The organism is Gilvimarinus sp. 1_MG-2023 (assembly GCF_030548285.1).
Genome location: NZ_JAUOSC010000002.1, coordinates 55,818 through 81,269, shown reverse-complemented (window position 1 = coordinate 81,269; position 25,452 = coordinate 55,818). Strand labels below are relative to the sequence as shown.

The following is a 25,452-nucleotide window of genomic DNA, read 5'->3' as shown; positions in this document are numbered from 1 at the left end:
TTATTGAATGATCGTTTCGTTAAATTAAGAGAGTAAGGCCAATCATGGGCAAGAATGTTGTGGTATTGGGCACCCAGTGGGGTGACGAGGGTAAAGGTAAAATCGTCGACCTGCTGACCGATCAGGTATCGTTAGTGTCGCGCTTTCAGGGCGGGCACAATGCCGGTCACACCTTGGTGATTGACGGCAAAAAAACCGTACTGCACCTGATTCCCTCCGGCGTGTTGCGCGAGGGCGTTACCTGTCTGATCGGCAACGGCGTGGTATTGTCCCCCGAGGCCTTATTTAAAGAGCTGGCCGAGTTGGAAGACGGCGGTGTGCCAGTGCGTGAGCGCCTGCGCTTATCACCGGCTTGCCCGTTGATTTTGCCTTACCATATTGCTCTGGACCAAGCGCGTGAAGCGAAGCGCGGCGATGCTAAAATTGGCACGACCGGGCGCGGCATTGGCCCTGCTTATGAAGATAAAGTGGCGCGCCGTGGTTTGCGTTTGGGCGACCTGTTGGATTTGAAAAGCTTTGCCGGCAAGCTGCGCGAAGTGATGGAATACCACAACTTTGCCCTGACCGAGTACTACAAAGTCGAGCCGGTTGATTTTGATGAAGTGCTGGCGCAGGTGACTGCGTGGGCCGAAGAGCTTAAGCCAATGATTGCTGATGTCACCGAACTGCTGCACACCGCGCGCGAGTCGGGTGAGAGCATTTTGTTTGAGGGCGCACAGGGTTCGCTGTTGGATATCGACCACGGTACCTATCCGTTCGTAACCAGTTCCAATACCACCGCCGGCGGCACCGCCACGGGCTCGGGCTTTGGCCCCTTGTACCTCGATTATGTGTTGGGTATCACTAAGGCTTACACCACCCGTGTTGGCTCTGGCCCATTCCCCACCGAGCTCGATTGCGAAGTAGGTCAGCACTTAGGTGAGAAAGGCCACGAGTTTGGTGCCACCACCGGTCGCCAGCGTCGCTGCGGTTGGTTTGACGCCGTTGCGGTACGTCACGCTAACCGCATTAACAGTGTTACCGGTATGTGCTTAACCAAGCTCGATGTATTGGATGGTTTAGAAACCGTTAAAATCTGTATCGGCTATCAAGACTTAGACGGCAACCCTATGCCGATTCCTTTTGATGCCGATGGTTGGAATCGTGTGCAGCCAATCTACGAAGAAGTACCGGGCTGGAGTGAATCCACCTTTGGTATTCACGCTCTGGAAGAGCTGCCGCAAAATGCTAAAAATTATATTAAGCGTTTAGAAGAGTTGTTGGACACCCCGGTGGATATTATTTCGACCGGCCCCGACCGCGTTGAAACCATTGTGTTGCGCCACCCTTTTGATGAATAGCCTCTAGCCAATCTCTACGATTGCTCGAACACCGCCTTTGGGCGGTGTTTTTGTATGGGGCCAGAGAGGTATAAGTTATTTACTTCTGGTGATGTGTGTTATCAATAGCTGCCGCTGACAGTGCCCCGTATGGGTTGTGACATAATTATTGAGATATACAATTCGTAACAATGAAGAAGATTAAGTAATGCCAAATTGCCGTCATCAACCGATTAAAAAGTTGTTCAGCCTATTAATGCTTTGGGCATTGTTGCAATCTGTATTAATGCTCAAGGTTGGTTGGGTGAGCGGTTGGAGTTTGGGCTTTGCGGTGGCGAGCGTTGCATTATCGGCGGCTTCTATCGTACTTTTTTGGGCCTTGTGGTATCTGGCTGCTGCCCGCCTACCCCGAGTGCTGGCTCGCTGGCTGACACTCGCAGTTATTGTCCTCTATGGTTTGTTTTGGTTTTACCATTGGTTGAGATTGGAGCCGCTAAGCTTATTATTAATGGTGAAAAACGGTGGCAACGCAGTCTCGGCTGAAGCAGTGGCCTATATGTTGAGCACCATTACCGTGGCTGATTATTGTGTGCTGGGCGTATGGGGCGCAGGTGCTTGGATTGCTCAAAGGCGGTACAGTTTTTTTACCGCGCCGCTTGAGGTGACAGGCACTAAACGATTATTACTAGCCATTGTTCTGGCCAATGTCATGCTCAATCTGCCGTTTAGCAGTAACCGCAATGAATTTGTCGAGTTCGCCGGTTCTATTACGCAATATTATCAACAACCATATGCCGCGTTTATTTCCGGGGAAAAAGCCTACCCTTATGTGACGGACAGCCTTGGCTCGAAACCTCAAGCTATGGATCAACGCCCCCATGTGTTTATCGTGATGTTGGAGTCTTTCAGTGCCGATTATATCGATACGGTAAAAAATGGCCGCCAGGTAACACCGTTTTTTAATCGTTTAAAAGAGCAGGGGCTCTATGTCGAGCAGTTTTACAGCGCATCGGTAGAGACCAGTAAAGGCCAGTTTGCGACATTATGCTCAATGTACCCCAGCGCCAAAATGAATATTTTCACCAGCTACCCGGATAACAATTTCCGCTGTTTGTCGCAAATATTGGCTGAGCGTGGTTATACCAACGTCTTTATGAAGGCGTATCATAGTCTTGATTTTGAGAATACAGCCGAGTTTGTCGCGAACAATGAATTCGAATATGCCCACGGCATGGATGACACGTTTGTAACGCCGCAAGAGCGCGAAGAAGGCTCATTTGGTTGGGGCATCCGAGACGATATTTTTTACCAAAAAACCTTCGAGTATTTAGATCAGCTGCATCAAGCGCAAGATAAGGCCGAGCCTTTTTTTGTAATGACCATGAGTGTGACCAATCACATGATGTTTGATGATATTCCGGTGGATAAAAAACATATTTATCCTCAGGCGCAAAGCCACGAAGAGAATTATGCAAATTCGATGTTTTTAACCGATCAATATTTAATGTCGTTTTTTGAGCAGCTGCAAGCACGTGAACATTTAAAAAACTCCATTGTGGTGGTGCTGGGGGATAACGGCTTTCCTATGGGGCAGCACGGCAACTATCACAATACTAAAACCCACTATAACGAACTGTTTAAAACGCCGCTGTTAATATGGTGGCCGGAGCAGTTATCGCCCAAGCGATTGAGCCACCAAGCGCGCTCGCAGTTGGATGTGGCGCCCAGTGTTTTGGATTTACTGGCCATTAAAACCCGGCATCACTTTGTCGGGCGATCGCTTCTGGGGCCCGTCGACGATGTTTATTTTGTGCCTCTGATTCAACCGTTTGATGGTTCGCACTTGGCCTCCATACGCTACCCCTATAAATATGTAGAGCATATAAAAACCGGAGAGCGCTATCTTTACAATCTGCGGCAAGACCCGCTGGAGAGCAGAAACTTGATGCTGCAGCCACAAACGGTACCGCCCGAGCTGATGCAGCGCTTTGAGGGAGATATAGCCACCTTGCAGCGCAATGAGCAGCTGCTGCAAGAAGATCGTATTTACCCCGCCAGCGAGGCCGATCAAGTGCGGGTGGAGCTTGAGAGTGTGCGTCTGGCCGCCGGGCAGGCTCTGCCTTTTCAAGTTTTAGGTGCGCTGGATGCCAGTTACCGCATAAAGCTTGAAATTACCCCCCTAGCGTTTTCTGATGAATATACTCATACGCTTGATAACTTGCTCAGCGCACTGGAGTCTAGCTTGATAACAGCAGAGTATTTTAAACCCGGCGTCAATCGCATGAGCTTTGCGGTATACCGCAACGACAGACTGCGCTCTTCTATTTCGTACGATGTGTATGTGGCCTCGCCGCGTGCGCGTTTATTGAGTGAAATGACCGTCACCGGTAAGCAGGGGTGGGGGCAGTTAGGCGTTAATCAAAGCGTGCGCGGCGGCCCCTTGCGGATTGATGGGGAGGTTTACGGCTTTGGTCTGGGTACTCATGCACCTTCCAGTCACCGCGTGCTCTTAAACCGGGAATATAAAACACTGACGGTAAGCTTTGGCTTAGATGACGAGTCCACGTGCGGTGATGGGGCAATTTTTAATATCTTAGCCGATCAAGAATCTATATTTACCAGCCCGCGTCTTAGTAATAACGAGTTTAAAACCATAACAGTGGATATTAGCGGCCGCCACAGTCTCCAGTTAACCACCGATAGCGCCGGCAACTCTGCGTGTGACCATACCAATTGGGTGAATCCGGTCTTGTTGCGTGCCGATTCGCCGGCAACACCAGCGGGCTAGTACCGCGAGCGAAGCCCTACGGGTAAAAATTGTCGATGAGAGTTGAGGCTTGCATCTGTGCGATACGCAGCTCAGTGATTTTGTAGGTGTTCAGTTACCGGATGTTTGGCAATGATAACAATGGTTTTTGTGTTATCGAAATAAGATCACTCCTTAAGCTGTGAGCTGAGCCGTAACAAAAAATATTTGCGACCTGTCAGGTTGAGCAAGAGGTCTTTGCTCGTGACCATCAGCCGAAGCATTGTAAGCTTAATATTCTGTTGCGGTATATCGTTGTCTGTAAACTTTTAATGACCGGTCGCCACGGCATCGCAGGTTGGCTCACGTCCAGTGTGGTGGGACGTGAAGCTATCAATAGGCTTGTGAAACCATTTGTCGGAGTCTATTTACAGATTCGATGAACGGCAAAGCCAAAAATCACAAGATTTTCAGGCTGCAATGCGGTTATTGCAAATCCAATGTCTTTAAAGCCGGTACTCAGGGTCGAGAACTTCTGAATATAAGGGTGTGTGATTTCCCTGAGGGGCTTTGTAGTAGCTGTGTAGCGACATTTGCTGAACGGTCCACGCGCTACGTTGCTCGTATAAAAGTTAACAGTAAAAAACCTCGGAGGTTATTGAGAAGCTTACATCGCAAGCGTAAGTCATGCTCTAGAATCTGTAACAATCATTAACATAGGTTAAATTAACCGAATTAATGCAGTATAGAGTTTTGTACACGCCACGAGTGTTGATGTGTACTTTTGTGATTATCAATGCCCATGGCAAAGGAAAGTAACTAAAATACGAATGGATAGCTTCGACAGTGATTCCCTAAAGGGAGTGACTTGTGTGTACACTTACAAGCATACATTTAAAAATGTGAGATAAATAAATGAGACATCAGGAAGATCATTGATTATGAGTCAGTTATCTGATGGCTTGGTTGTCTATGCGGTGACGTCTTATTGAAATCAAATAAAGAAAAAAAGGGGGGGCTTTCGCCCCCCCCCCAAGCGACCAGAGAAGAGAGTTAGTGATTGAGTGCGCGCGCAGGGCTCGATTTACTGTTGGCTCGTATTGCCGGTGCAGTGGGTACTATAGCTTGGGCCTGACAGTGGTGTGACCAGTTTAGAGAGCCTAGCTGGGTATTTTGATTCCAGTTATAAGTATTTTTGTCGTCTTCTTTCACTTCAAACAGTAAGCGAAATTTACGGTTCACTGTTTTATTGTATTGCTGCTGATCGGTTGGTATTTCAAAGCTGAACTGATTTTGGCGCCAACCAAACTTGTTGTCATAAGGTAGGGGGGCTGACGTGTGTACGGTCTTGCCATTTTCAACAATATGGTAGCGTACCATGCCTTTGCCTGTGCCTCGATAGCGCACCACAAAATTTAAATCTTTCGGACATTGGCCTCGATATTGAGGGTTGTGCGCTTGCAGGCTGGCATCGGTTATAACTAGAGGGTTATAGCCGTTCTCAAATTGATTGGGACCAGAAGGAGGATTTTTTGGTTGTGCTTTTACTGTATTGGGAAAGCCTGAATTTCCCAGCTGTGCATTAAGTGCGAAAATTCCAGGATCGCCTTGATAATTGACCATTACTGGTACAGTGACAGAGGTCATCCAAGCATTAATAAGTCCGTTTATTCCCCACGTGGCTGGCCCGTTTCCTGCCTTCCCACAGCTACCAATCAAAGAGATACGTACATCTTTACTGAAACTTCTATTTTTTCGATAAAAATCCACAGCCGATCCGCCGTTGTTTTGAAAGGCTTGCAAGCCATCCTGTACAATTTTTACTGGGTCAAAACTGTTATTACCTTGTTTGACTTGTGCCAGTGGTATTTTCCAGTTTTGATTAAAGTTTTTACTGTTAGGGCCATTTTGCAAAGCCGGCGTAAAGTCGAAAATAGATTGCTTATATTGTGCCCCGGGATGATTGAGGTTATTGCCAGTGCCAAGATTCATTTTCCCCCATGCCGATTCTGAATTGAACTGCAAAATACCTTGGTGCACATGTGCATTGTTGTCGCAATCAATTCCGCCGCTGACTGACACAGTTAGATCTTGGGTTTGTGGGCTCAAATTTACATTCTGCACCGATTTGTTTGCTGACATGTTTTTAACAGAGACAGCGACAATGCCGTCTTTACTAATGGAAATATTTTTAACCCAAGAGTCAGCTTGTGCCGGTAGGCTCAATATAGGTAGAGTTAGAACAACAGGTGCCAAGATTTTTTTTAGTGAAGTTAATGATTTCATAAAGATTTCCTCAAAGTGAATAAATTGTATCTGTCTATAAGTCGAGGAAAGTAAATAAAGGGTTCAAAGGTATTTAACGAATGTTAGAGAATTTTCTTTTTTAGAATAATAGTAAGTTGTGTGAATGGTTTGAGTGCGTTGCTATGAAGAGTTTAAGAGCATTCGGTGTCAATGATGTTTAAGTGGGGGCGCGTGTGATAAATCTTCTAGCTCGATAGAATATTTTACTGGCAAGGCTGCCAACGTAGCAGCCCCCAACCAAAGTTATTGTCTTTTCCAGTGTCACCTAAATCTTTACTAACGGTTGACCAATCCGCTGGTTTGCCAAAAACAGCCGCATAGGCACTGACAAACGCGGCGGCGTATGAGGTTCCCGACTGATATGCTCCGGTTCCATTTTCATTTGCTGCCCAAATATCGACCCCGGGGGCAGCGATATCAATGTAACTGCCGCGGTTGGCGTATGGGTATAGGAGACCAGCAGCGTCTATCGCAGTAACCGCGATGACTCCAGGTAGAGCCGCAGGGTAGGTCGGTGGTGCTTTGCTGCCGCCGTTTCCAGCAGCGGCAACCAATACAATATTTTTCTCCATTGCCTGTTTAAAGGCATGGGCAAGAACTCGATTGTTAGCTCCTCCTAAGCTTAAATTGATTACACCTACATTTTCACTTACCAGCCAATTGAGCCCATAGAGTAAAAACTCAAGTGTTGTACTTTGGCCGTTATGATCCTCGCGAAATACGCCAGCTACCTTAATCTCGCTGCCGGGTATCAAACTGGCAAATTGCGAAGGTTGATTTCCGGTAAGTAACACAGCTAAAGCGGTACCATGGTTGGTATTGGCCGGCTGCTCTCTACCGGTAAAATTCTGATTGGTAACCTTGGCCCCGATTAAGGCCGGGTGATCTGTCGCACTGAGGGTGTCTAGAACACCTATTGCCTTAGTGGCGATGCAACGAGCCCTGCCAGTGTGTCGACCAATACTGGTTAAGCTCCAAGCCTTAATGGAGGAGAGTGCATTGGGGTCATTTAGTAAATGGTAGCGGTGGTTGGCATCGACAACTGCTTTGGGAAACTCACGACCTATCGTGTCGATTATACTCTGAGGATTATCACTTGCCGTTAAACGAAATACACTGATGACTAGATTCAGTGCCTCGAGGTTTTTGCGGGATTTGATTCGCGCTCCTTTAGCCCGCATCAATGTAGTGACCTTTTGCGCTTGGGCCATGCTGCCTGTTGTGATAATCAGTTGATTGGGTTCACGATCCCCCACTTTTGCTTGAGCAACTGGTGCTGCGGTCGTCGGTAAAGGCATATCTAATAGACCTATATCAACATCAGTTAAAGTAAGTGGGCTCGCGTATTTTAGCGGTTCTGCTTGCTTAGTCGTTTGAAGCGTTTCAGCCGGTGGCTCTTGAAGGGTTATCTGCGATGTGTTGCTTTGGGTGGCTACATCGGTCGGTGGTTGTGGTAAGGGTGGCTCCACTTGTGTTTCAGGTATAGCGGCTTCAGGCGTTGTTGTTAACTCTACCGGCGCTAATGATTCGATGTTTTTAGGTGACGACGTTGGCTTGACAGGTTCGTTTGGCATTAGCACTACAGTGGGCATGGTTGGCGTTGGTGTAGACGTCGGTGCAGAGCTCATTGACCTCGCAGGTGCTGTTAGGGACACTGAACTTGACGAGGCGCTGGACGACGTCGTCCTGAGGGCGAGTGATGGTTGACATACACTCAGCTGTCTTAGGGGCTGCCCTAGCCAAGCTCCTCGCTCTTGAAAGCCCAACTGCCAACGCGTTGGGCCTTGGGTGGGTATATGTGTAGGCAGCTGCAGTTGAATCAACTGATCGCTCCACCGCTGGCTATGCAAAGAAATGCGTTCTTGGCCTCGCTGTAGAATGAGTGTCCAGGAAGGGCGGTGGCCAAAAGCGCGGCCTTTCAGCTGAATTTGACCGCCCGGCTGTAAGCAGTCACTAGGGGTTAGCGATCGAATAACCGGTATGGGGTTTGTTGTAGTTGAGGTTGTTACTCGCAGCGGAGTCACAGGTGCTCTGTCACTGGCGCTGGCGATAGTGGCTAAGAAGAGGTTGACGACTATTAACCATTGGCGTGCCATTATTAACGCACCGACACGCTGTCGATCCAATTGCTATTGTTCAGTGCAGCAACAGCGGCTTCGACATCATTGGTATCTGCCAATTGCACATGATAAATACCCAGGGCACCGGGGCCACTGATGATGTTGCCACTAATTTCCTGCAGTAACGATTGTACTTGTGCTAGGGATATATCTGCTTTAAATACTACCTGCAGATGCGGGGCTGTGGTTTGAACTGGGCCGGTAAGAGTTTGGATTTCAACTGCCGTCTCTTGGCTTTGGTTGAAAACCAGTACGCTACTTTGCAGTAACAGTAGTGCGCTAGCAGCAATGGCTACGGGCTTCCATGCCCGCGACTTTTTCACATCGTTTGTTTGTAACTGTGTTTGTTCGTGGTTTTTAATGGAGTGGTGTAGACGCGCTAAACCAAACTCTCCTGGTGGTGTTGCAGCTTGCTGTTGCATGCTCTTGCGCAGTTTTGCGGTGAACTCAGCCTCTTGCTGTAGTTCGTTATCTTGTTCTAACACCGCTTCAAATTTTGCGCGCGCGTCTTCATCCATGGTGCCATTTATAAATTCATCTAAATCGTAACCTTTGTTGCTCATGGTGCCACCATTAATCGTTGCAGTTGCGTTTTGGCCAGCTTCTTCGCATGGTAAATGCGCGATTTAATCGTGCCTTCTGATACACCCATCACCTGACCTATTTCGCGGTAATTCATGTCCTCGAAAAATGCCAAGTGCAACACTTGTCGATGTTCTGGCGATAGTTTGCTCAGCGCGTGTTTTAGCAGTTGTGCATCTTGCGTTGCTTCTAACAGCGCATCTTGTTGTACAGCAGGCGATTCATCGGCAATATCGTCGTCCATTTCTTCGTGTTCGTGCCGTTTTTTGGCGCGGAACTGATCGATAATTTTGAAATGGGTAATGCCGAGAAGCCAAGTGCTGACCTTGGAGCGCCCCTCAAACTTCGCGGCTGACTTCCATACTTCCATCATGACTTCATTCAGTATGTCGGCGGCGGCGATTGGATCGTTCAATCTAGATAGGGAAAATCGGTAAACAGTGGACTCGTACAGGCGATAAAATGCGGCGATAGCACTTTCGTCCTTCGCCGCTATGGCCTTTAGTAAGGCTTTTCCTTCACTTTCTTGTTCCCCTGTCATAGGCGATTACCATGAGTAAAAGCGCTATTGTGGCACGGAGTAGGCCTGAGCAAAAGTCGCAGGATTAAGGGGGTGTCGTCATGGCGCGTAAATCACTGCTGCCAATAATTATCCCTTCTTCATTGATCGCTAGTATGCGCCAGTAATACCGCGTTTTTGGTAGTAGGTGCTCTTTAACTAAGGCGCTTAAGTGCGACTGACTACTTTTACCGGGCACCAGTAACCCGGCTACTGGTGTGGAAGGTAGACGAATTTCACTCAGTGAGTTAAAGGTCAGCGCTGCTGTAGTTGGCGAGGGAATAGAATCGCCTGTGGCAGCGTCAAAGATTTCCAGCTGGTAAGCGTGAGCTTCTCTCACCGGCTGCCAGTGAAACTTACTGTGAATGTTAATGCTGGCATTTTGATTGGGGGAGAGCAGGCGTAGCTTGCGTATTATTGTGTTGGCTCTCTGTTCGCCGCCCACCATGTATTGAATGGTTACCGATTGTTTGCTGCCTCCCGTTTGCAATAGCGTAAAGCGCAACAGGTAAAGTCCGCTGCTTAGCGTAGGTAGGGGCGGGCTTTGCAATAGAATTTGGTTGCCCCCCCCTAGGTACTGTTGAACCTGTTGTAGAGGGGCAAAAATTGGTTCGCCCACTGTGCTGGCTGGGGTTGCCAGCTCCCAGCGGCCACTAATAAGTCCAGCTGAACGGTAATTAATCCGTATCTGTGCAGCAATTGGTTCACTGGGCTCAGCGACACGTGTTTGCTCGCCGGTATCAAAGCGCAGTGTCATCTGAGTAACAATAACAGCGCTATTAATGGGGTCAGGAGCTGGTGCTGGCTCTGGCCCAGGTGTTGGTTCGGGGGCCGCTGGAGGGGTGGGTTCGGGCTCCGGTGTAGGCTCTGGCTCTGGGGTAGGTTCGGGCTCTGGAGTAGGCTCAGGTTCTGGGATAGGTTCGGGCTCTGGAGTAGGCTCAGGTTCTGGGGTAGGTTCGGGCTCCGGAGTAGGCTCAGGTTCTGGTGTCGGCTCAGTAATAGGCTGAGTCAGAGGGATGCGGACCTCGCCTTGTACCACGCCAGTGCCCGCAACTGAAAACTGACGACGGTAAATAATTTCATTAGCGTTCACATTGCCTGCGGCAGCTGTTACCGAAGCGCTGATGTGCAGGTTCTCATTGATATTAAAATTATTTTGCAATGTTGATGACGGTATTGAGACATTGGTTTGCAGTGTAGAGTTGGTCATACTCAGCATTTGATTGTTGGCGTAAAAAACGCCTGCGGCTGAAGCAACCGTCATTGTGGGAGCGCCCGAGGGGGAGCTGACAGTACCGCGCCAGCGCACTGTTCGATTAGTAGCTTGACCTACAACTGCTCCACCGTTAACTGTGCAGGGTCTTGCCGCTGTGCACATTGAGTCGATATTAGCGTGGCTGTTGAGGATTATTCCTGTCAGTAGGGCCATAGTCAGGAACCTCGCCGAAAGGGGGAAAAGTGGGTGTTTCATTATAGGCCTCCGGTGAATTGCGACGGCAAGGTGGTCTTTATCGTAAGAAAAACCTGATAGCTGTCATTGTTGTTTTGACTGAATAGATGATCGCGATAATCTTGCGAGCTGGCGCTGAGTGCGAGCTCAATGCCGACTTTATTGGCCTTGGCGAGTCGGGCCTGCCATGTGATGTTGCCCGATAAGAACTGATTGTTATTGTCTTGTATGTAGAAAGGGTCGTTAAGCGCCTCAATGGCGTTTTGATTCCAGCTGAGTGACATACTTAAGCGGCGGGGAATCAATATAAATTGCCCGGCTAAATTGTATAGTGTGGAATAGGTGATGCTGCCATAGTCTCGATTATCGGTACGCTGGCGCTGAAAGCCAGGTTGCACGCTAACGGCTTCTCCAAATCTTAAACTCATATTGGCAAATAACGAGTGGATGCGGCTATCTATTTGCGCATTGGTAAAGTCATCAAACGTTTGTAGGCTATAGCCAAAATTCCATTGCCAGCTTGATGCTGTGAACGCGGCGTTAAACATAGCCGTCTCGGTTCGTGAATTTTGTCGGTTACTGCTTGGCGAGGTGTAATCGTCCTTCAGGGTGGACTGTTGCAGTGATAGTGTGTAGCTGGGGTTTCCGATCCAGGATTTAATACTGCCGGTCTCGGCTGTGTTGTAATCACTGTAGGAAACATTGATCTGTTGCAGTTGTTGAGCAGTTGTTGAGCGCTCGGGGCGTTGATCGAGGTTTGTGATCTCGCGTCCGGCGCTTGCTGTGGCGTTCCATTTACCACCGCTCAGGGAGGTAAATAGACGCGATAAATTACGATCTGTTGGCAGGTAGGGATTGGCCAAGCTATAGTAATTGGCACCAATTTCTTTTGCTTCAACGCCTAATTGCCACTGCAAGTTTGTCAGAGTGGGGTTTATAACAACCAAGGCGCTGTATGCATCATCGGACTGGTCTTGGTTCTGGCCTTGTTTACTGTCGCTACCGGCACCTTCTAAACGCATGCGAAGCTGGCGCTCAAACCAATAGTTGTCGAGTGTTAACCCCCAGCCATCGGCCTGTGTTACCTCATTCGGATCAGACCAACTGCCGTAACCGGCCACCGTGCGCTTTCCCGACATATAGGTACTGATTAGGTGCGACTCAAAAAATTCGCTCTGCCACAGTTGACTCTTTATCAGCCCGCCATGATAGCGATTTTCCTCATCATTAATTCCCAGTATGTCATTGTGACCAGCCAGGTCTTGGGAGCTCATGCCAAACACGATTAACTGGCTTTTAGCAGCTTGCCAGTTACCTGACACTGCAACCCCGCGTTTTTGGTACCCGTCAAACATAAGGCCTTGATTGGAGAGTGTTTGGTGGCCGACGGTCACCGAGCTGTAGTCGTTTTCAGTATGGGCCACAAAGGTTCCAAGGTCGAGAGACTTCCCAGTGGCAGCATGCTCAGAAGTGTTAATGTATAGTAGGTCGGCTCTGCCAGAGAATTGAGCATTAGCGGTGTTGGCTTCAGTCTGATAGCTTGCACTGCCCTGTATCTGGTATTCATTGGCGTGGTCGAAGTCCGTACTGTTGCCGAGTCGTTGGGTTACATTGAGTGTGGCTTGGCCGGAAAATGAAGCATTGCGAAAGAAGGTAGGAGCCCGCACATCGATGGTCCAATAACCTAGCTCACTGATGCTTCCGTCGTTTTGGTAGGCCACCAGCCGTAATTCATGATGACCGGGGCTTAGAGGTTTAACAGGGGAGAAAGCGATGGTGTTGCCGCTTAATGATGCCATTGCCGTCACGTCTATGGTATCAAGTTCTAGGCTTAATTGAGTGCCACTCGCAATTGGGTTGAAGCCAGCTAGCTTAATCGTTAGCGTCTCCCTGGGTAGGTATGCCTGGCTTTGGGCTGGCGGTGTCAGGGTAATTTGGGAAACATCCAGTGTTGCCCCTAAGCTCGCGCAGGCAATTAGGGGCTGGGCAAAAATGAGCGCAGTGCGCAAGGCGTTATTCATGATTAATGTCCAAAAGAGGCGTCCTATTATTCGCCTATGATATTCCTAAGTCGCGGCAATTGCGTGAAAGGTTCAAAAAAACAGGATTAGTTTGTTCGAGAGGGCTGTTTTACGGGGTTGGTGGGGGGCATTAATTTAATTAATTACAGATTGAAAGGTTGAATCGTGTGTCAACTTTGTCTGGACGGATAGAGAGTTAAAACAGTTCAGCGCAGTTGCCCTCTCGTTTGGTAATATTTAGCCAAACCAATATGCGCTCTGCTCGAGCGCTATAGTGTCAGTTGGCAAAATATTAATAGTGGTTCAGCATAAAGCGTTGCTCAAGCTCGAATGACTAAAATTCTGGGCGCAAATCGGTCAGAGAGTCGATCGATTTTGTTCGCTTTCACGAATAAATCAGTGGCGATACTTGTGTGAACCTTTAAGCAGGGCAAAGAGAATAACTCTTAAGCTAAATTCACGCAGGGGGCGAGTCGTGCTCCAAATTCTGGCAACTTCGCGGTCTTCGTGGGAAAGCTTGAGATTCCCTCTATTTCCACTGTGACGATATATTCGCGCGGTCTATTTGAGCCGCAATTGTCTGCAGTTTTCTTCATAACCAGAACAATTAGTCTTGAAAAGTAAGGGGTTGACCGGTGTGTTGCCAGCATTGGTTTCTTGTCGGCCAGCCAAACGTGGGGCTAATTGGCATGGCGAGTAAAAAAGCTCGAAAGGCCATAGTGTGTGGGCTTGTTTTTATGCGTTTTTAATCAAGTAAAGTATCGATGATTGTTCGCTAAACCAGTGCTCGATGCCATACTGGCTGGCGTGTCCACTGTCAGGCTGCGATAATGTGGGGTACTAATTTAATGAGAGATTTCCTTTGAAGCTATTGTTGACCGATACATCCCATACCTTGGGTACTGCTATCGAGCACGAGTTAGAGCGAGAGCCGTTTAATCTACTGCAGCCCAGCCGCCAAGAGGTTAACTGGCAATCGGCTGATGCTGTAGACGACTATCTTCGCCAGCATCGTCCCGATGTGGTTATTAATACACTCGGTTGGGGCGACAGCGATGCCTCGGCAGATAAGACGTTGTTGCCGATAGCCGCGAGTCATTTGGCCCGAGCCTGTGCGGCTTATGGCTCGGTAATCGTGCAGATGTCCAGTTACCGGGTTTTTGGTGATGACAATAAAAGTAAGCACCTCGATACCGACGCGTGCACACCCAATAGTGATTTGGGACGAGCGCTGTTGCAGGCCGAACAGGCTGTTTTAAATACTACCGAGGCGGCGCTGATACTGCGCACCAGTTGGACTATCTCAAGCTATGGCGATAACCGTTTAAGGCATTTACTCGGCGCCTTAGCGCAAAATAAACCCTGGCGGGTGAATGCTCGTTTGCGCGGTGCACCTACGGCATTGTCCGATGTGGCCAGAGTTGTCGTGGCGCTGATCAAGCAGATTGCCAGTGGTGCCGAATGCTGGGGAGTCTATCAATATTGCTCGGGCGATGTGTGCAATCAGGTCGAATTGGCCGAGCAACTGTGGGAGGCATTGGGGCAGCAAGGGTATCAGGGGCCGGAGCCGCGTTGGGATCGAATAGACGAAGCTCCGCAGGGTGAGCCGGTCAGTGCGGTATTGAGCTCATTGAAAGTGCGCAATGATTTTGGCGTACAGACCCGCTCTTGGCGCACCTATCTGATGCCCATGGTAAAACAATGGCTTAATAATCAGACGGGTTAAGTGTAATAGAGTGGAGAGAAATGGTGCGGTTTGCGCGATAGCCGTCCCTGGCTTGCGTTAGGCTTAGCTGCCGTATTTTTGGAATACCAAACAGGCGTTGGTGCCACCAAAACCAAAGCTGTTAGACAGCACTCGGTTGAGGGTCACGCCGTCTTGGCGTTCGCGCACAATTGGCATGTCGGTCGCTTCAGCGTCGAGCTCATCGACATTGGCCGAGGCACAGATAAAGTTGTTTTCCATCATCAGCAGCGAGTAGATCGCCTCCTGAACACCGGTGGCCCCAAGAGAGTGACCGGTCAGTGACTTAGTGGAACTGATGGCCGGAATTTTCTCAAAGGTACTGCGAATGGCTTTTAATTCGGCCAAATCACCTACCGGAGTGCTGGTGCCGTGCGAGTTGATGTAGTCAATGTCACCGGCAATACCGGCCATTGCTTGACGCATACAGCGCTCGGCGCCTTCACCCGATGGCGCAACCATATCGTAACCGTCCGAGGTGGCGCCATATCCGACCACTTCGCCATAAATTTTGGCGCCGCGGGCCTTGGCGTGCTCTAGCTCTTCCAGAACCAGACAACCGCCGCCGCCGGCAATCACAAAGCCGTCACGATTGGCATCGTAAGCGCGCGAGGCCTGTTCGGGAGTATCGTTGTACTTGGTCGACAGGGCGCCCATGGCGTCGAACAGACAGGTCAAAGACCAATGCTCTTCTTCACCACCGCCGGCAAAGACAACGTCTTGCTTGCCCAGTTGGATCAACTCCATCGCATTACCGATACAGTGAGCGCTGGTGGCACAGGCGGAGGAAATTGAGTAATTAACCCCTTTGATCTTGAAAGGGGTGGCCAGGCACGCAGAGGTGGTACTGCCCATGGTTTGGGTGACGCGATAGGGCCCAATACGCTTTAAGCCGCGGCTGCGCAGTACATCGGCGGCCTCTACCAAGTTTTGAGACGAAGCTCCGCCCGAACCCATGATAATACCGCTGCGATCGTTGGAGACCTGATCTTCACTTAAGCCTGAATCACGAATGGCTTGGTCCATGGATATATAGGCATAGGCCGCGGCATCGCCCATAAAACGCAGAATTTTGCGGTCAATGTGCTCTTTTAAGTCGATATCCACCGAGCCCGCTAGCAGCGAGCGAAATCCCAGCTCTTCGTAAGACTCCTGGCGTTTAATGCCGGAGCGACCTTCACGCAGAGCGTCGAGAACAGTGGCTTTATCATTACCGAGGCATGAGACAATTCCCATTCCAGTAACTACAACGCGTTTCATAGGCTACCTCTTAACTTGCTCGGCCTGACGATTGGCAAACTGCCAAAATAATTGTGACTATTGTAACGTCTTTGCTACGAGTGTATTGGACACCCGTACACGAGCTTAGTGCCCGACATTAGCCGGGCTATTGATCGGTTGTTAGAAATTGTCGGTATTGGAAAACAAGCCGACTCTTAAATCTTTGGCGAAATAGATATCTTTGCCGTCTACCGATACGCGGCCGTCGGCAATACCCATAATCAACTTGCGCTCAATAACGCGTTTCAGGTTGATATGGTAAGTGATTTTTTTCGCCGTCGGCAGAATTTGGCCGGTGAATTTCACCTCGCCACAGCCCAGGGCGCGACCACGGCCGGGGTTGCCTTTCCAGGCCAGAAAAAAGCCGACCAGCTGCCACATAGCATCCAGCCCCAGGCAGCCTGGCATTACCGGGTCGCCAGGGAAATGACAGTCAAAGAACCACAGGTCCGGATTAATATCCAGCTCCGCGACAATTTCACCTTTGTTGAACTCTCCGCCCTCGGCACTGATGTGTGCGATGCGGTCGAGCATCAACATGTTGGGTACGGGCAACTGTGCATTGCCGGGGCCAAACAGTCGGCCGTGGCCGCATTCGAGCAGCTCGTCCAATTCGTATGAGCTCTTGGGGACAAATGATGTCATATGTGTCAACTCTAAACAGTTCTTGGTGTCGCGGATAGCCGCAAAGGGCCACATTCTACCGTTTGCCCGCCACTTGTCCAGTGGCGGGGTTGTATAGGGTGGTCAAATGTACAAGTTTTAATCAGTGATCCCGTGCTAGAGCAAATTCGGCCAGCTCTTGCATGGCTTGGCGAAAGCGTGAGGGAGGGAGTGTCTCAAGCTTGGTTAGTGCGCGTGATACCGCATCGCGCGCCGCCTGGAGTGTGTATTCCATAGCGCCAGTAGCCTCGACGATCGCGACAATCTCTGGCAATTTGCTGGCATCGCCATTTTGTATGGCCTGGCGGATAATCTCGCGCTCGGCGGGGGCGCTGTGGCTCATAGCGTAAATTAAGGGCAGGGTGGGCTTGCCTTCGGCCAGATCATCGCCCACATTTTTGCCTAGAGTCTCGGTGTCGCCGCGGTAGTCGAGGGCGTCGTCCACCAACTGAAAAGCCAGCCCCACGTCCAGCCCGTAATCGTTAAGCGCCTGACGGGTAGCTGTATCGGCACCGGCAATGGCGGCGGCTACTTCGCAGGCGGCAGCAAACAGAACGGCAGTTTTCTTGCGAATCACATCACGATAGTCGTCTTCGGTTAAATCCGGGTCTTTGGCGTTGATTAGCTGCTGTACTTCACCCTCGGCGATAATATTGGTGGTGTCAGACAAAATGGCCATGACATCCATATTGCCGATATTGACCATCATCTGAAACGAGCGCGAATAAAGGAAGTCGCCTACCAGTACACTGGGTGCATTGCCCCATTCGGCGTTGGCGGTGGGGCGACCACGGCGCAAGGATGACATATCGACTACGTCGTCGTGCAGTAAGGTGGCTGAGTGAATAAACTCAATTATCGCCGCTAAGTCTAGGTGGTGTGTGCCCTGATAATTCAGAGCGCGTGCCACCAGCAGTACCAAAAGTGGCCGCAATCGTTTGCCGCCCGCTTCAATCAGGTAGTGGCCGATATTCTCCACCATGGGAACATCGGAGTGCAGCTGACGGATAATCAGCTCATTAACCTGGGTAAAATCCTCGGCGACAGGGTCGTGAAACGGCAGCATTGCGGTGTCCTGAATGTAAAGTAGTGCGAATCCTAGGCAGGGGGCCAGACGCTGTCAAGCACTGCCCCCTTTTTGCGCCGGTTAATGCAGTTTGAGTTTGGGTTTCAGCCAGCGATTAATACTGCCTGACAACATGACCAGAGCGGTTTTAATATAACCGTGGATGGCAATTTGGTGCATCCGGTAGAGAGAGACATACACCAACCGTGCTAAACGCCCCTCTAAAAATAAGCTTCCGCCACTGAGGTTGCCCATTAAACTGCCCACAGTGGAGTAGTTTGCCAGTGAGACCAGTGAGCCGTGATCTTTATAGCGAAAAACTTTTAAATTGCCACCATTTAGCTGTGCACTGATGTTGTGAAAACACACGTCGGCCATTTGGTGGGCTGATTGTGCGCGGGGGGGAACCCGGGTGCCATCGGCCTGAATAAATTCGGCGCAGTCACCGATGGCAAACAAGCTGGACTCATTTTTTATTTGCAAATAAGCGTTCACTGGCAGTTGATTGATACGGTTGGTTTCGATACCGCCAATGTTTTTTAGTGCATCGGTGACTTTAACCCCCGCGGCCCATACCATTAGGTCAGAGGCAATTATTTCATTGTCTGCGGTGTGCAGGCCTTCGGTTGTGGCTGAAGTGATGCGGGTATTGAGCTTGATGTTTACCCCCAACTTGGCCAATTCTCGACTGGCTGCGGTGGAGATTCGCTCGGGTAAGGCGGGCAATATTCGCGGGCCAGCCTCAATCAGGGTGACATTAATGTTCTTGTTGTCGATAGCATCAAAGCCGTAGGTGTGAAATTTCTCTACCGCATGGTGCAGCTCAGCCGACAGTTCAACCCCTGTAGCACCGCCGCCGATAATGGCGATATTGACCGAGTCTGGGGCATCACTCACCCGTTGTATGCGCAGGAATTTACCCAGTAACTTATTGCGAAACCGGTGTGCCTGTGTCGGGCCGTCGAGGAAAATACAGTGGTCTTTCACACCAGGAGTATTAAAATCGTTGGAGGATGAGCCCATGGCCAGTACTAAAATGTCGTAATCAATGCGGGTTTCGGGCAGTAACTCCTGACCGTCGTCGTCAAACATGGGGGCCAGAATGACCTGCTTTGCTGCGCGGTCAATGTTGGTCATGGTGCCGATACGAAACTGAAAATGGTTGTCGAACGCGTGAGCGCGATAGCTGACGGCATCCACCCCTTCATCCATGGTGCCTACGGCAATTTCGTGCAGTAATGGTTTCCAAACATGGGTGGTGTTTCTATCCACCAGGGTGACATGAGCTTTACCTTTGCGGCCAAATTTACGGCCGAGCTTTGTCACTAATTCCAACCCGCCAGCGCCGCCGCCGACTACGACAATCTTTTTCACAGACAATTCTCCAGTTTAGTGAAGGGTAATTCACCGTTTAATACATGGGCTTTTGGCCCCAGATAAAATGCTGGACGATAATGCATTATAACTCAATCCAGAGGTTTGTTTGGGCGCTGCTCACCAGAGCATCCAGCGCTTTCATGTTGGCCAGTGCATCGCTCAACGGTGTCGGAACTGGACTGTTGTTGATAATCGCCTGACAGAATTGGTCGGCCATAGAGCGGTAGTGATTGGCCGGCGTAATATCAATGCTTTGTTCTTCGCCTTGTTGGCGCAAAATAATTTGAACAGGCATGTCGGCAATGGGATTAAAGGGGATCAGCAACTTAATGCTGCCCTGTTCGCCACTAATAAGCGCCCACTGGCCCGCTTCGGTTTTGGTAGAACAGCTAAAACTGGCGCACCCACCCTCAAACTCCATTAAGGCGTTGGTGATGGTGTCGACCTCGTGCCCCATAAATTGCTGATGCCCCATGACACGTACAGGTTCGCTGTCAAATATAAAGCGGGCCAGCGAAATGCCATAACAGCCGATATCCATTAAAGCACCGCCACCCATGTCGGCTTGATTGCGAATGTTGTCTGTGTCGCGGTTGTTGTAAGAGAACTGACATTGAATATTACGCACCGGACCAATACTGGGTAGCAGGGCTTTCACTTTTTCCCACTGAGGATGGAAGCGATACATAAAAGCTTCCATGACTTTCAGTTGCGGGTATTGCTGGCTGGCCTCTAGCAAGTCCTGAGCTTCACTTTGATTTAGCCCCACCGGCTTTTCTATCAACACATGTTTTCCGGCTTGCAGTGCCCGGAGTGTCCAGGGTACATGTAAATGATTGGGCAGCGGATTGTAAATGGCATCAATGTGTGGGTCGGCTAGCAGTGCTTCATAGCTGCCAGCGGCGTGAGCGATGTTCAATTGTTTGGCGCAGGCTTGAGCGTTATCCAGTCTGCGCGAAGCAATGGTTGTTACTTCACCGAATTGTGAGGTTTGTATCGCGGGTATAACATGATTACGTGCGATTTTTGCGGTACTTAACACACCCCAGCGAACCTTGTGCATAACTTCCCCTTTATTCATAAATTCTGGAAAGATTATACGTCAATTGTTGGTGTCTGTCTGATTATGGCGTTGTCTTGGCCGGGCTTAAAGGTTTGATGCTACTGGGTAAAGTGCCTGTCCAGCGTTTAAACGCCCGTCGCAGATTGCGAATGTCGTGAAAATGAAGGCGTTCGGCAATTTCATCGTAAGTTAACTGCTGACGAGTCAGCCAATCGATGGCCAGTTCTTTACGAACACTGTCGTAGCGGTCTTGAAATCGAGTGTCGTGTTTTTTTAATTTTCGTTTAAGTGTGGCCGGGCTTATGCAAAGTTGTTCTGCTAATACTTCGAGCGTTAACTGGTGGGGTAGGTGAGTGCGAATACACTGGTCAATATAAGCGACAAAGCCTAGGGGTGGTTGTTGGCTCCATGCGGCTAGAAACTGGTTGCGCGCAATAACCGCATTATTGACATTCGCTTGCCGACAAGCGGTGGATAGCTGCGAGCGAGGTACTCTCATCGCCGCTATGTGTTGATTGGCAAATACACGTGAGCCAAAGTTAACCTGGTATTGTTCTTCATTGTCTAATGGGCCGGGTAATAGGTAATCCCAGCTTGGTTCGGCTTCGCACAAATGGTTGAGCAGCGAGGTGATGGCCGTCATCGATAACTGAAGCAAGAAGTGAAAGTGCTCGGTGTCAGTAATATTGTTTTGCCAGTGTAGGTAAAGATAATCCGGGTCGACCGATTTTCGGATATGAAGCAGTGGTGAAAGCGATGCTTGGCAAAGGACAAAATGATCAATGGCTTCAGATAAATGACTGGCAAACCAAACAGGGTTAATACTGGCCCCAAAGTTACCGGGGTATAGACGATGTCCTAACAAGTATGGAATATCGTTGCCGGGTAATAAGCGCCGCAAGTTGGTGATCAGTTGTAAGCATTGGTCAGGCTTAAGGATGAGTTCTCCGCTGAGATAATCCTCCCAGAAAACGCCTGTACCTCGCAGCAGTTTATCCATGTCGGTGTTGCGACTTTGGGCCAACTCTATAATAACCGCTGGGAATTGATGAGCGGGCACATAACGCTCTTCCCTTTCAATCCAAGCGAGCATTAGGCGGCACTCCCTAATTTTTTTTGATCCTTCGCCGCCATTAAGCGAACCGTGGCTATCTCCGTGATGGATTCTTCTCGATCTGGGTTATCGGCGGCCACGCCGACGCTGGCATTGTGATAGACAGTGTCACCGTTGTTGGTTTTATAGGCAAAGCTGGCAACTGCCCGAATCAATTGTTGTGCCAACTCATTTGCCATCAATTCGGGGGTGTTGGGTAGTACGATGGCAAAACGGTCACCGGCATACCGGCATAAGAGATCGCAGCGGCGTAAATTGAGAATTAACAGCTCGCTAAGTTCACGTAATAAGCGGTCGCCTTCCGAGTGCCCAAAGGTACGGTTGGTACTGTTAAAGCGATCCAAGTCCAACAGGATGAGCGCTAGTGGTTGATGGTTAGCCCGGCATTGGCGAATCTGCTGACTGAGTTGCAGCTTGAGAAATCGTGCATCGCCTAAATCGGTAAGCTGATCTTGCCAGCGGTATTCTCGGGTTTCTTGTTCCCTGCGCCGTCTCTGCTCAAGAAATACCAGTTGTTCTTTATGCCAGTGATATAGCCCAAACGTTAATACAATTAAGCCAAAAGGCATTAGCAGTGACTCTAGGGCGCCGCGAAAAAAAGATTCGTCTGGCAGCGCAATAATTTCATCCAGTAGATCTTGAAATGTGCCGATAAATATAAAACCCAAACCTAAACATAGGAAATTGGTGACACTGCCGGCTGGGCGGCTGTTAAGTATAAAGACAAGCCACATAGCCGCCAGTAAACTCACCCCGCCCTCACCGACGATATCAAACCAGTCGATATCGCCCCACAGTTTTGGATCACCCAATGCCAATGTCAGCAGTATGGTGAAGTTGGTCGCTATGGCTATAAAGAGTAATTTCCATTTGTGCAGTTTGATCATGGGCGTCAGTAACAGATAGGAGTTTGCATTCTGTCTACCAGCGATTTGTAACAGTTTTATGACAGTGGATTCGACGTGAAGGAGCGAATAAATTTCAACCTGAGGGGCAAATCAGCTCATGCAATTTTTATTAAATTAACAGTCTGAAGCTGGTTGAGTGGCGGTGTTCATGGGTTGGTTCGGTGTCAGTTGGACTTATAGGGGGGCCGATGGGCTCAATGGCGTCTCCACAGTGGCAGAAAGAGCCCCTTGGTTGGAGTGCTGTCACACTATTGTCACCTGAGCTTTCTAGCGTGGCCTCACTTTTACCGCCTAGCGCGGATATAAATAACACGACAGCCTTAACGTGGGGAACGAACCGTGACTGTGTACTCTTTGAAAAACAAAACGTTTAAACGCAACTTATTGATTGGTGCTATCAGTGCGATAGCGGCCAGTAATGCCTGGGCCGATGGGCAAGTTCGCGGTCAATTAACGGCCGAGCTCAGCGGCTTGCCTCTGCAGGGAAGTCGCATCAAACTTGAAGAGCTCAATGTGAGTACGGTAACCGCACGCGATGGGCGCTTTGCATTAAGTGGTATTGCCGCCGGTGACTATACGTTGAGTGTTAGCTACCTCGGGGTTGAAACCCTATCGCGTCAGGTGACGGTGCGCGATGATGAGACACTCATCAGCAATTTCCAAATCGCACCCTCTAAGCCCAATACGGAATATCTGATTGTTTTAGGTCAGGCCGGTAGTTTAAACAAAGCGTTAAACCGCCAGCGTTCAGCGGATAATGTCGTCAGTGCCGTGTCGGCCGATGCGATTGGTCAGCTGCCCGACACAAACGTCTCTGAAGCACTGCAGCGTTTACCTGGTCTGTCGGTTGAGCGAGATCAGGGTGAAGGTCGCTATGTTCGGGTGCGTGGTTTGGGTCCAGATTATAACGCCGTGACCATTAACGGTGTCAGCTTGCCTTCGCCCGACAGTGGTCGACGGGCCGTTGCGCTCGATGTTATTCCCTCTGACCTTCTGGAAGGTTTGGTCGTCAGCAAAACCCTCACACCGGATATGGATGCCAACGCACTGGGCGGCAGTATTGATATTCAAAGTTTGTCCGCATTTGATCGCGACGGTATGTTTTACTCCTTCACGGCCGAAGGAAGCTACAATGACCTGACCGAAGAAAGCAGCCCGAAATTGGCCTTAACCGCATCCGATCAGTTTAGCATCGGCTCGGGTGAAGACAATTTTGGTGTGGCCGCGGGTGTCAGTTGGTACGACCGCTCCTTTGGTTCAGACAATGTCGAAACCGGTGGTGGTTGGGACTTTGATGATGAGGGCGTATTACTGGAAGAAATCGAGCAGCGCGATTACACGGTTAACCGTGAGCGCTCAGGCATTACTCTGAATATGGATTACAAACCCAGTGACAATACCGACTTGTACTGGCGCAATCTGTTTAGCCGCTATACCGACTCCGAAATTCGCCTGGCGAATATTTATGAGTTCGAAGATGGTGTCATGGCCGGTCAAAGCGGCGTTGCCGAGGTTGAGCGTGAGTTAAAAGACCGCGCTGAAACGCAAGAGATTTTTTCCACCTCCTTCGGCGGCAGCACCCGTGCTGGCAACTGGACCCTGGATTACCGGGCGGCATTGTCTGAATCGGGAGAGGACGAGCCCGAGCATGTTGGCGGCGCTGTGTTCTCCGGTAGCGATGCCTTTGCAGGCGTGTCTTTTACCGACACTGTTCAGCCTCTGTTGACGGTACCGGCGAGCTTTTCTGACACCAGTGCTTACGAATTGGATGAAGTTGAGTGGGCGTCGTCGCAAACTAACGATGAAGAGCGCTCTTTCCAGTTGGATATCACCCGCGATTTATTTTTAGGTGAAAATTCCGTTCAATTAAAATTCGGCGGTAAATATCGCGAGCGAGAAAAAGACAATAATGTCGATGTGTGGGTCTACGAAGATTTTGACGAATTTGGTTTTAGCGACGATCAACTAAACTTTGCCGATTACAGCGATGCCGCACCCGATTACTCACTGGGTTATTTTGGCCCGGGCATTAACCCGCAGGCCGTTGCCAGTGCGATCGCTCCGCTTGATAAAAACGAGTTTTACAGCGAAGAAGATTCGCGCATTGAAGACTTTGTGGTGCAAGAGGATGTCGCCGCGGCTTACCTAATGGGGCGTATTGACCTTGGTGATTTACGCCTAATGGGTGGTGTGCGCTATGAAGACACAGATTTTAATGCCATGGGCACCCGTTACGACGGCGATGACTTCAGCGATACCCAGGCCAGCAAACAGTATGACCATGTACTGCCATCATTACATGCTCGCTACCTGCTGGGCGAGAACACGCAGTTGCGCGCCTCGTGGAGCAACGCCTTGGTTCGCCCTAACTTTGAGCAGGTTGCGCCATTTTTTGTGATCGATGACGAAGAGGCCGAATTCGGCAATCCAGATCTGGAGGCGATGGAGTCGGGCAATATCGATGTGGGTATTGAACACTACATGGGCGTGGCAGGCGTAGTGTCGGCGTTTGCGTATTACAAAGAAATTGATAACTTTATTTACCAGACAGATGTAGCCGGCACGCCAGGCTATGAAAATTACGATGAGGCAATTACATTTGGCAACGGCGATAGCGCCGAGGTGTATGGCATTGAGCTGGCCTTATCAAAACAGCTGGATTTCTTGCCTGCGCCTTTTGATGGTCTCTTGGTAACGGCGAACGCTACCGTGTCCGACTCGGAAGCTACCATGAGCTACTTTGATGAAGACGAAGGCGCCATGACCCGCACCATCACTATGCCAAGTCAATCGGATACGACGGGTAATCTTAGCCTGGGGTATGAGTCAAGCAGTTTTAGTGTGCGTCTGGCGGCCAATTACAAGTCGGAATACTTGTTGGAAGTCGGTGATGTTAGTGACAGCGAAGAAGACGCCTACATCGATGAGCAAACGCAGTTGGACCTGTCGGCCCGCTATTACGTCAATGACGGTGTTCAGGTTTACTTTGAAGCGCTTAACTTAACGGATGAACCCTACTACGCCTATTTAAATAACCGCGCCTATAACGCGCAGTACGAAAGTTATGGTTTGACGTTTAAGCTGGGCTTGACTGTGACCAATTTTTAATTGCAACACCGAGAGAGGCTAAGT

Annotated in this window: 18 protein-coding genes; 5 read left to right on the top strand and 13 right to left on the bottom strand. The window is 49.7% G+C overall.

Annotation, left to right across the window (positions count from 1 at the left end; genetic code table 11):
- Positions 1 to 44 precede the first annotated feature (44 nt).
- Both Q4563_RS03300 and Q4563_RS03295 read left to right on the top strand, forming a co-directional pair.
- The gene (locus Q4563_RS03300) at positions 45 to 1,340 is read left to right on the top strand and encodes an adenylosuccinate synthase (protein WP_215976992.1); all 1,296 of its coding nucleotides are present in this window, start codon (positions 45 to 47) and stop codon (positions 1,338 to 1,340) included.
- Positions 1,341 to 1,527: 187 nt separating this feature from the next.
- Complete coding sequence (locus tag Q4563_RS03295; RefSeq protein WP_303603581.1) at positions 1,528 to 4,107, top strand: sulfatase-like hydrolase/transferase; 2,580 nt, start codon at positions 1,528 to 1,530, stop codon at positions 4,105 to 4,107.
- A 1,011-nt stretch (positions 4,108 to 5,118) separates the two neighbouring features.
- Here Q4563_RS03295 and Q4563_RS03290 read toward each other — a convergent pair.
- Together Q4563_RS03290 and Q4563_RS03285 are read right to left on the bottom strand one after the other, a co-directional pair.
- The gene (locus Q4563_RS03290; protein WP_303603580.1) at positions 5,119 to 6,351 is read right to left on the bottom strand and encodes a hypothetical protein; all 1,233 of its coding nucleotides are present in this window, start codon (positions 6,349 to 6,351) and stop codon (positions 5,119 to 5,121) included.
- Positions 6,352 to 6,575: 224 nt separating this feature from the next.
- A complete protein-coding gene (locus Q4563_RS03285) occupies positions 6,576 to 7,670 on the bottom strand; it encodes a S8 family serine peptidase (protein ID WP_215976995.1) in 1,095 nt (364 codons plus the stop codon).
- Between the two features lie 130 nt (positions 7,671 to 7,800).
- Here Q4563_RS03285 and Q4563_RS03280 point away from each other — a divergent pair, with 130 nt between their 5' ends.
- On the top strand, positions 7,801 to 8,079 hold the full coding sequence (locus tag Q4563_RS03280) for a hypothetical protein (protein ID WP_303603579.1): 279 nt from the start codon (positions 7,801 to 7,803) through the stop codon (positions 8,077 to 8,079).
- A 391-nt stretch (positions 8,080 to 8,470) separates the two neighbouring features.
- On the opposite strand, the gene Q4563_RS03275 is transcribed toward Q4563_RS03280, so the two are convergent.
- The 4 genes from Q4563_RS03275 to Q4563_RS03260 form a co-directional block, all read right to left on the bottom strand.
- A complete protein-coding gene (locus tag Q4563_RS03275; RefSeq protein WP_215976997.1) occupies positions 8,471 to 9,055 on the bottom strand; it encodes a S8 family serine peptidase in 585 nt (194 codons plus the stop codon).
- A complete protein-coding gene (locus tag Q4563_RS03270; RefSeq protein ID WP_215976998.1) occupies positions 9,052 to 9,615 on the bottom strand; it encodes an RNA polymerase sigma factor in 564 nt (187 codons plus the stop codon). The genes Q4563_RS03275 and Q4563_RS03270 overlap by 4 nt, the downstream gene beginning before the upstream one ends.
- 64 nt (positions 9,616 to 9,679) lie before the next feature.
- Positions 9,680 to 10,897, bottom strand: a complete 1,218-nt coding sequence (locus Q4563_RS03265; RefSeq protein WP_303603578.1) for a hypothetical protein — start codon at positions 10,895 to 10,897, stop codon at positions 9,680 to 9,682.
- A 206-nt stretch (positions 10,898 to 11,103) separates the two neighbouring features.
- A complete protein-coding gene (locus Q4563_RS03260) occupies positions 11,104 to 13,104 on the bottom strand; it encodes a hypothetical protein (RefSeq protein ID WP_303603577.1) in 2,001 nt (666 codons plus the stop codon).
- Between the two features lie 862 nt (positions 13,105 to 13,966).
- Between Q4563_RS03260 and Q4563_RS03255 the strand changes: the two genes are divergently transcribed.
- Positions 13,967 to 14,830 carry an SDR family oxidoreductase gene (locus Q4563_RS03255; RefSeq protein WP_215977002.1) on the top strand — a complete coding sequence of 288 codons (864 nt, stop codon included), beginning with the start codon at positions 13,967 to 13,969 and terminating at the stop codon, positions 14,828 to 14,830.
- A gap of 63 nt (positions 14,831 to 14,893) precedes the next feature.
- Here the strand turns inward: Q4563_RS03255 and fabB are convergent, their stop codons facing one another.
- The 7 genes from fabB to Q4563_RS03220 all read right to left on the bottom strand — a co-directional run bounded on the left by fabB (position 14,894) and on the right by Q4563_RS03220 (position 22,299).
- On the bottom strand, positions 14,894 to 16,108 hold the full coding sequence (fabB, locus tag Q4563_RS03250) for a beta-ketoacyl-ACP synthase I (protein WP_215977003.1): 1,215 nt from the start codon (positions 16,106 to 16,108) through the stop codon (positions 14,894 to 14,896).
- Between the two features lie 141 nt (positions 16,109 to 16,249).
- On the bottom strand, positions 16,250 to 16,774 hold the full coding sequence (gene fabA / locus Q4563_RS03245) for a 3-hydroxyacyl-[acyl-carrier-protein] dehydratase FabA (protein ID WP_215977004.1): 525 nt from the start codon (positions 16,772 to 16,774) through the stop codon (positions 16,250 to 16,252).
- 121 nt (positions 16,775 to 16,895) lie between these two features.
- On the bottom strand, positions 16,896 to 17,858 hold the full coding sequence (locus tag Q4563_RS03240; RefSeq protein ID WP_215977005.1) for a polyprenyl synthetase family protein: 963 nt from the start codon (positions 17,856 to 17,858) through the stop codon (positions 16,896 to 16,898).
- 81 nt (positions 17,859 to 17,939) lie between these two features.
- On the bottom strand, positions 17,940 to 19,232 hold the full coding sequence (locus Q4563_RS03235; protein WP_215977006.1) for an NAD(P)/FAD-dependent oxidoreductase: 1,293 nt from the start codon (positions 19,230 to 19,232) through the stop codon (positions 17,940 to 17,942).
- Positions 19,233 to 19,317: 85 nt separating this feature from the next.
- Entirely contained in the window at positions 19,318 to 20,298 is a 981-nt protein-coding gene (locus Q4563_RS03230) for a Gfo/Idh/MocA family protein (protein ID WP_303603576.1), read from the bottom strand.
- 61 nt (positions 20,299 to 20,359) lie between these two features.
- The gene (locus Q4563_RS03225) at positions 20,360 to 21,391 is read right to left on the bottom strand and encodes a helix-turn-helix transcriptional regulator (protein WP_215977008.1); all 1,032 of its coding nucleotides are present in this window, start codon (positions 21,389 to 21,391) and stop codon (positions 20,360 to 20,362) included.
- Entirely contained in the window at positions 21,391 to 22,299 is a 909-nt protein-coding gene (locus Q4563_RS03220) for a diguanylate cyclase domain-containing protein (protein WP_215977009.1), read from the bottom strand. The genes Q4563_RS03225 and Q4563_RS03220 overlap by 1 nt, the downstream gene beginning before the upstream one ends.
- A 360-nt stretch (positions 22,300 to 22,659) precedes the next feature.
- Here Q4563_RS03220 and Q4563_RS03215 point away from each other — a divergent pair, with 360 nt between their 5' ends.
- Positions 22,660 to 25,428 carry a TonB-dependent receptor gene (locus Q4563_RS03215; protein WP_303603575.1) on the top strand — a complete coding sequence of 923 codons (2,769 nt, stop codon included), beginning with the start codon at positions 22,660 to 22,662 and terminating at the stop codon, positions 25,426 to 25,428.
- Positions 25,429 to 25,452 lie beyond the last annotated feature (24 nt).